The sequence below is a fragment of the Achromobacter sp. RTa genome (assembly GCF_000757485.1).
GTDB lineage: Bacteria > Pseudomonadota > Gammaproteobacteria > Burkholderiales > Burkholderiaceae_B > Achromobacter.
Window position 1 is genome coordinate 124,287 of record NZ_JPYO01000019.1, and the last position, 7,582, is coordinate 131,868.

General features: G+C 67.8%; 7 protein-coding genes and 2 pseudogenes. 5 read left to right on the top strand and 4 right to left on the bottom strand.

The genetic code is table 11. The features are described 5' to 3' along the window. Positions 1–14: 14 nt before the first annotated feature. The 5 genes from JL37_RS06810 to JL37_RS06830 all read left to right on the top strand — a co-directional run bounded on the left by JL37_RS06810 (position 15) and on the right by JL37_RS06830 (position 5,056). On the top strand, positions 15–2,621 hold the full coding sequence (locus tag JL37_RS06810; RefSeq protein ID WP_043542856.1) for a [protein-PII] uridylyltransferase: 2,607 nt from the start codon (positions 15–17) through the stop codon (positions 2,619–2,621). Between the two features lie 79 nt (positions 2,622–2,700). Continuing rightward, the gene (locus tag JL37_RS06815; RefSeq protein ID WP_043542857.1) at positions 2,701–3,414 is read left to right on the top strand and encodes a MarC family protein; all 714 of its coding nucleotides are present in this window, start codon (positions 2,701–2,703) and stop codon (positions 3,412–3,414) included. A gap of 33 nt (positions 3,415–3,447) precedes the next feature. Next, entirely contained in the window at positions 3,448–3,933 is a 486-nt protein-coding gene (locus JL37_RS06820) for a disulfide bond formation protein B (protein ID WP_043542858.1), read from the top strand. 5 nt (positions 3,934–3,938) lie between these two features. Further along, positions 3,939–4,532 carry a nucleotidyltransferase family protein gene (locus JL37_RS06825; protein WP_231570306.1) on the top strand — a complete coding sequence of 198 codons (594 nt, stop codon included), beginning with the start codon at positions 3,939–3,941 and terminating at the stop codon, positions 4,530–4,532. A gap of 2 nt (positions 4,533–4,534) precedes the next feature. Continuing rightward, positions 4,535–5,056, top strand: coding sequence for a YgjP-like metallopeptidase domain-containing protein (locus JL37_RS06830; protein ID WP_043542859.1), 522 nt, complete (start codon positions 4,535–4,537; stop codon positions 5,054–5,056). A 63-nt stretch (positions 5,057–5,119) separates the two neighbouring features. Here the strand turns inward: JL37_RS06830 and purF are convergent, their stop codons facing one another. The 4 genes and pseudogenes from purF to JL37_RS30355 all read right to left on the bottom strand — a co-directional run. After that, on the bottom strand, positions 5,120–6,640 hold the full coding sequence (purF, locus tag JL37_RS06835; RefSeq protein WP_043542861.1) for an amidophosphoribosyltransferase: 1,521 nt from the start codon (positions 6,638–6,640) through the stop codon (positions 5,120–5,122). Positions 6,641–6,670: 30 nt separating this feature from the next. Next, positions 6,671–7,159, bottom strand: coding sequence for a CvpA family protein (locus JL37_RS06840; RefSeq protein WP_013393431.1), 489 nt, complete (start codon positions 7,157–7,159; stop codon positions 6,671–6,673). After that, positions 7,159–7,491: pseudogene (locus JL37_RS06845) on the bottom strand (SPOR domain-containing protein); the annotation flags it as partial. The pseudogene JL37_RS06845 and the gene JL37_RS06840, both read right to left, overlap by 1 nt. Continuing rightward, positions 7,484–7,582 (bottom strand): annotated as a pseudogene (locus JL37_RS30355) (enoyl-CoA hydratase); the annotation flags it as partial. The pseudogenes JL37_RS30355 and JL37_RS06845, both read right to left, overlap by 8 nt.

A 7,582-nucleotide genomic window follows, 5' to 3' on the forward strand; every position in this document is an offset into this window, starting at 1 on the left:
CGCCGCCTGCCGCCATGACCGCCGCATACCTCAGCGCCCTGCGCGAACGCATCCAGGAATCCCGGCGCACTGCGGTGGCCCAGTTTCGCGGACACGAGCGGCCGGACACGCTGCTGTCCGAGTTGCGGCGCATCGTAGATGCCGCGCTGCGCGACCTGGTGAAGCAGTGCCCCCTGCCCACCGGCGCCACGCTGGCGGCCGTGGGCGGCTACGGCCGGGGTGAACTGTACCCGCATTCCGACGTCGACCTGCTCATCCTGCTGCCGCACGCCCCCACCCGCGAGGACGAAGCCGCCATCGAGCGGCTGGTGGCCTCGCTATGGGACCTGGGCCTGGAGCCCGGCCACAGCGTGCGCACCATCGAAGACTGCGAGCGCGAGGCCGATGCCGACATCACCGTGGAAACCGCCCTGCTGGAGTCCCGCTGGCTGGCGGGCAGCCGCACGCTGATGAAGAAGTTCGAGGCCGCCACCAAGTCCAGGCTGGACCCGCGCGCCTTCTTCCGCGCCAAGCGCGTCGAAATGCAGCAGCGCCACGCGCGCTACCACGACACGCCCTATGCGCTGGAACCGAACTGCAAGGAATCCCCCGGCGGCCTGCGCGACCTGCAGGTCATCCTCTGGATGGCCAGGGCGGCCGGTTTCGGCGACAGCTGGCGCTCGGTGGCGCAAGCCGGCCTGCTGACCTCTTCGGAAGCGCGCGACCTGCGCAAGGCCGAGCAGGCATTCAAGCGGCTGCGCATAGAACTGCACTTGCTGGCCAACCGGCGCGAGGACCGCGTCCTCTTCGACCTCCAGCCCGCGCTGGCCGAGGTCTACGGCATTCATGCCACCGCCACCCGGCGCGGCAGCGAACTGCTGATGCAGCGTTACTACTGGGCCGCGCGGCTGGTGACGCAGCTCAATGGGATCCTGGTGCAGAACATCGAGGAGCGGCTGTTTCCGCGCCCCGACACCGACGCCCGCGACATCGACGACGATTTCCGCAACCTGCGGGATCGCCTGGACATCATTCGCGACGACGGCTTCGAACGCAACCCCACCCTGTTGCTGCGCGCCTTCCTGGTCATGCAGCAGCATCCGGAATTGACGGGCATGTCGGCGCGCACGCTGCGCGCCATCTGGCATTCCCGGCACCGCATCGACGCGCAGTTCCGCCGCAACCCCGTCAACCGCAAGCTGTTCCTGCAGATCCTGCAGCAGCCGCGCGGCATTGTGCACGAGCTGCGGCGCATGACCATGCTGAACATCCTGCCGCGCTACCTGCCGGTGTTCCGGCGCATCGTCGGCCAGATGCAGCACGACCTGTTCCATGCCTATACCGTGGACCAGCACACGCTGGCGGTGGTGCGCAACCTGCGCCGCTTCACCATGCCCGAGCACGCTCAGGAATATCCGCTGGCCAGCCAGTTGATCGCCGGGCTGGACCGGCATTGGCTGCTGTACGTGGCGGCGCTGTTCCACGATATCGCCAAGGGGCGCGGCGGCGACCATTCCGAGCTCGGCGCGCGCGAAGTCCGCAAGTTCGCCCAGGACCACGGCATGGAGCCCGAGGACACCGCCCTGGTCGAATTCCTGGTCCGCCAGCATCTGCTGATGTCGGCCGTGGCGCAAAAACGGGACTTGTCCGACCCCGCCGTGGTGCAGGATTTCGCCGCCACCGTGAAAGACGAGCGCCACCTGACCGCCCTGTACCTGCTGACGGTGGCCGACATCCGCGGCACCAGCCCCAAAGTCTGGAACGCCTGGAAGGGCAAGCTGCTCGAAGACCTGTACAAGCTCACGCTGGCCGCCCTCGGCGGCGCGCACGCCGACGCGCACACGGTGCTGACGGAGCGCAAGGAAGAAGCCGCACGCCTGACCCGGCTGGCGGGGCTGCGCGACGACGCCCGCGAGGCCTTCTGGAACCAGCTGGACGTGGCGTATTTCCTACGCCACGACGCCTCGGACATCGCCTGGCACACGCGCCACCTGTATCATCAGGTCGCGCCGGCCCAGGCGGTGGTCAAGGCCCGTCCCACCGAGCACGGCGAGGGCCTGCAGATCATGGTGTACACCCGCGACGCGCCCGATCTGTTCGTGGCCATCTGCGGCTACTTCGACGCCAAGGCCCTGTCCATCCAGGACGCCCGCATCCACACCACCCGCCACGGCTGGGCCCTGGACAGCTTCATCGTGCTGCTGCCGGAAGGCGCCAGCGACCTGCGCGCCCAGGCCACGCTCGTCGAACACGAGCTGGCCGAGCGGCTCAAGGACCCGCAGGCCGCTGCCCAGCCGCAGCACTCGCGCGGCGGCTACTACGGCCGGGGCCGCCAGTCGCGCGTGTCGCGGGTCTTCCCGGTCATGCCGCAGGCGGAGCTGCAGCCCGACGAACGCAGCACCTCCTGGCGCCTGTCCGTAACGGCCACCGACCGGCCCGGCCTGCTGCACGCGCTGGCGCGCGTGTTCGCGCGGCACGAGGTGAACCTGCTGATGGCCAAGATCATGACGCTGGGCGACCGGGTGGAAGACGTGTTCATCGTCGACGGCCAGGCGCTGACCCGGCCGCGCAGCCAAATGCAGTTCGAACGCGACGTCCTGGACGCCCTGGCGGGCGAGGAAGCCGGCCAGCGCGCCGCCTGACGCGGCGGGCGGCGCGCCATCGCCAGCGCCGTGCGGAGGGCATACAATCCCGGTTTTCGGCCACGCGGCGTCCGTACCTATGCAGCTCAATGACTATCTGCGCGTTTTCGGGGGCAGCTTCTTCTTCGCGCTGGCCACGCTGCTGCCCTTCCTGAACCCGCCCGCGATCGCGCCGATCTTCCTGTCGCTGACCGAAGGCGCGTCGTCCTCCACGCGGATGGTGCTGGCCAAGCGGGTCGCCATCAACGTCTGCCTGATGCTGATCGTGGCCATGGTCGCCGGCAACGTGCTGCTGAGCTTTTTCGGCATCTCGTTGTCCATCGTGCGGGTCGGCGGCGGCATGCTGGTGATCGCCAGCGCATGGCGGCTGGTGAACTCGCCCGACGCCGACACGGAGCGCGTCGCGCGCATGGCCGAATCGTTCACGCCGGAAATGGCCAAGGCCCGCGCCTTCTATCCCCTGACTTTCCCGATCAGTTGCGGCCCGGGCTCCATCGCCGCCGCCATCACGGTCGGCGTTTCGCTGCGGGACCAGAACCACGTGCTGAGCCTGGTGCGCCTGGGCGGGTCCATCCCCGGCATCATCGTCGTGTCCGTGACCCTCTACATCTGCCTGCGCTTCGCCGCGCAGATGCTGCACCGGCTGGGCGATAATGGCACCGCCGTGTTCATGCGCCTGTCGGCCTTCATCATGCTGTGCCTCGGGGTGCAGATCTTCTGGGAAGGCTCGCGCGAACTGCTGCTGGGCGTCCTGCAGCAAGTGATGCAACCAATTCCGGTCCCCAAGGCCTAAGCCCTGGTCCCCCTCAACCCTCACCGCAGAACAATGACTTCACGCTCTGAACGCCTGCTCCGCCTGATCGCCCTCTTCTGCTTCGGCGCCGTTGGCATCGCCCTGGTTTCCCAGCACGTTTTCGATATGCCACCCTGCGCCTGGTGCGTCATGCAGCGCTTGATCTACCTGGTGATCGGCGTCGTCGCGCTGGTGGGCGGCTTTGGCGGCGGACGCGCCCTGACCCGCGTTTGCGGCGGGCTGGCGGCATTGCTTTCGGTCTGCGGGGTGGTCGCGGCCTGGTACCAATACAGCGTGGCGGCCAAAATGCTGTCCTGCGACCAGACCTTCGCCGACCGCTTCATGACCGGCATCGGGCTGGACGGCGGCGTGCCGTGGCTGTTCGGCATCTACGCCACCTGCATGGACGCCATGGTGTCCGTTTTGGGCATCGAGTACGCCCTGTGGAGCCTGGCGCTCTTCGTCATCCTCTTCTTCATGGCGCTGCCCGTCGCCTTCAGGCGCGGCCGCGCGCTGTAGGCCCGGTGCCCCTGCCCGCGGAAGAACAGGCCGCCGCGTTGCGCGCGCTGGTCCTGGCGCATGCTCCGCTGATGCGCTGGCTGCGCGCCGCCCGCGATCACGGCCCGGCGGACGGCTGCATCGCGGCCGGCGCCGTCCGGTCGCTGGTCTGGAACCATCTGCACGGCTACCCCGCCGACAGCCACCCTTCCGCCGACATCGATTTCGTATACCACGACGCATCGGACCTCAGCCCCGGGCATGAAGCGGCAGTGGCCGGCCGCCTGCGCGAGGCGGCGCCCGACGCGCCATGGGAAGTGGTGAACCAGGCGCGCGTGCACCTGTGGCGACGCGACAGCCGAGGAGACGCTCCGCCCCCGGCGGCGTCGCTGGAGGCCGGCATCGCCAGCTGGCCCGAAACCGCCACCTGCGTGGGAGTCCGGCTGACCGGCGACGGCCAAATCGCCATCGTCGCCCCGCACGGGCTGACGGACCTGTTCGCGCTCGTGCTCCGCCCCGCCCCCGGCGCCGACCCACGCGCCTATGCGCATCGGCTTGCAGCCAAGCGCCATTCCGAAACCTGGCCGCGCCTCACCGTCATTCCTCCGGAACCGTCCTGAACGTGCCTCCCCTGAAATACCTCGCCGGCTATCCCGAACCGCTGTTGCAACAGGCCCGCAAGCTGCTCGACGAGGGCAAGCTGGGCGCCGCCCTGCTGTCCCGTTATCCCGAGGGCGCGCATGGCGTGCGCACGGACCGCGCGCTCTATCAGTACGTGACGGACCTGAAAAATACCTATATGCGCAACGGCGACCAGATCAACAAGGTTGCGTTCGACAGCAAGATCCACGTGATCCAGCACGCGCTGGGCCAGCACACCTACGTCTCCCGCGTACAGGGCGGGAAGCTGAAGGCCAAGCACGAGATCCGCGTGGCGACGCTGTTCAAGACCGTTCCGGCCGAATTCCTGAAAATGATCGCCGTCCACGAGCTGGCCCATCTCAAGGAGAAGGACCACAACCGCGCCTTCTACAACCTGTGCCTGCACATGGAGCCGCAGTACCACCAGTACGAATTCGACCTGCGGTTATATCTGACGCATCTGGAAGCCACGAACGTGGCGCTGTGGAAGGCCGCTGCCTGAACGGAGCGAGCCGAAAAAAAGCCGCCCACAAAGGGCGGCTCTTCGTTCCTGCCGCGTGGCGGCTCACGCGTCGTTGGCGGCGTAGCCCATATTGAACTGCAGGCCGCTGGCGCCGCCCTCTTCGCCGGACTCGCTGCGGGACTGGCCCAGGCGCGCCAGGTATTCGGCGGTGATGTCGCCCGTGACGTATTCGCCGTCGAAGCAGGACGCCTCGAAACGCGACAGCTTGGGGTTGATGTCCCGGACCGCCTGCTGCATGTCGTGCAGATCCTGGTAGACCAGGTTGTCGGCGCCGATCGCGCGGGCGATTTCCTCGTCGCTGCGGCCGGTGGCGATCAGCTCGCTCTGGGTGGGCATGTCGATGCCGTAGACGTTGGGGAAGCGGACCGGAGGCGCGGCGGAGGCGAAATACACCTTGTTGGCGCCGGCGGCGCGGGCCATGTCCACGATCTCGCGGCTGGTGGTGCCGCGCACGATGGAGTCATCGACCAGCAGCACGTTCTTGCCCTTGAATTCCATGCCGATGGCATTGAGCTTCTGGCGCACGGACTTCCGGCGCACCGCCTGGCCCGGCATGATGAAGGTGCGGCCCACGTACCGGTTCTTGATCAGGCCTTCACGGTAGTCCAGGTTCAGGCGGGCGGCCAGCTGCATGGCGGCCGGGCGCGACGAATCGGGGATCGGCATGACCACGTCGATATCGCCCAGGCGCATGTTGCGCGCCACCTTGTCGGCCAGGTATTCGCCCATGCGCAGGCGCGCGTCATAGACCGACACGCCGTCGATCAGCGAGTCCGGACGCGCGAAGTACACGTATTCGAAGATGCAGGGCACCAGCTGGGGGTTCTCGGCGCACTGGCGGCTGACGAAGCGGCCGTCCAGGTCGACGAACACGGCCTCGCCCGGCTCGACGTCGCGCACGAAAGCGAAGCCGCTGCCTTCCAGGGCCACCGATTCCGAGGCGACCATCCATTCCACGCCCTCTTCGGTTTCCTGGCGGCCGATGCACAGCGGACGGATGCCGTTGGGGTCGCGGAAGGCGAGCAGCCCGTAGCCCGAGATCTGGGCCACCACGGCGTAGGCGCCGCGCACGCGCTTGTGCACGGCGGACACGGCGCGGAACATCGCGTCGTCGTCCAGCGAAACGCCATTGGCGGCCGATTGCAGTTCGTGGGCCAGCACATTCAGCAGCACTTCCGAATCGGAGTTGGTGTTGATGTGGCGGCGGTCGACGCGATACAGGGACTCGCGCAGCTCACGCCAGTTGGTCAGGTTGCCGTTGTGGGCGAACATGATGCCGAACGGCGCATTCACGTAGAACGGCTGGGCCTCTTCCTCGCTGGCGCTGGAGCCCGCCGTGGGATAGCGGACCTGGCCGATGCCAGACGTACCGGGCAGCGCGCGCATGTTGCGCGTACGGAAGACGTCGCGCACCAGCCCGTGGGCCTTGTACATATTGAATTGGTTGCCTTGCGACGTCGCGATGCCCGCGGCGTCCTGCCCGCGGTGCTGCAACAGCAGCAAGCTGTCATAGAGCAGCTGGTTGACCGGCCCGCGCCCGATGACCCCTACGATTCCACACATGGTGAGCTTTCCTGGTTGATTTGAAGCAGATCAATACGGCAGCCACGTCGCCAGGGACGGCGGCAGCCACGTCTTGATATGTTTGATGGCCTCGATGGCCGAATGCGAAAACATGGCGTCCTTCCACCACGGCTCTTCAGGCAGCGGCGTGTAGCCCGCGGCGGCGACCAGCGCCAGCACGATCAGCAGGCCGCGCGCCAGCCCGAACATGCCGCCCAGGCCGTGGTCGGCCGGGCTCAGGCCGGTACTGCGTATCAAGGCGGCAAGCGTCATATTGACCAACCCCACGCCGAGCAGCACGATGATGAATACCGCTGCGTACGAAACTCCCATGCGCAACAGCGTCGTTTCAATATAGGGCTCCAGCCAGGCGTAGACCGTGGGGCCCCACCATATCGCTGCCACGAAGGCCAGCAGATAGGCGACCAGCGACAGGACCTCTTTGAGCAGGCCGCGCACCAGGCCGAGCACACCCGAAACCACCAGGATGGCCAGCACGACGAAGTCGAAGCCGGTCACTATTGCGCGGCGATGAAACCATTGTCATAGCCCAGGGTGCGCAAGCGCGCCTGGGCCGCCTGCGCCGCCTCGCGCGAGGGGAACGGCCCCACGCGCAGGCGGTACTGCTGCTTGCCACCGATGGTGGCCTGTTCGACGAAAGCGTTCGTGACCCCGGCCTGGTGCAGCTTGCTGCGGCGCGACTGGGCGTCTTCCGAGGTCGTGTATGCGGCGATCTGGAGCACGAAATTGCCCTTGGCGGCCGGCTTGGGCGCGGGCGCGGCGGGCGCCGCGCGCCCTTCCAGCAGCGCCATGGCGCGAGCGCCGTCATCGGAGCGCGTGTCCGGCTTGGGCGGCGTCTATGCTGCGGCCCGTGAAGGCCATTTCACGCGCGCGCGACATGCCCACGGCCCGCGGCAGCAGCCACGCCCCTCCGTCTCCAGG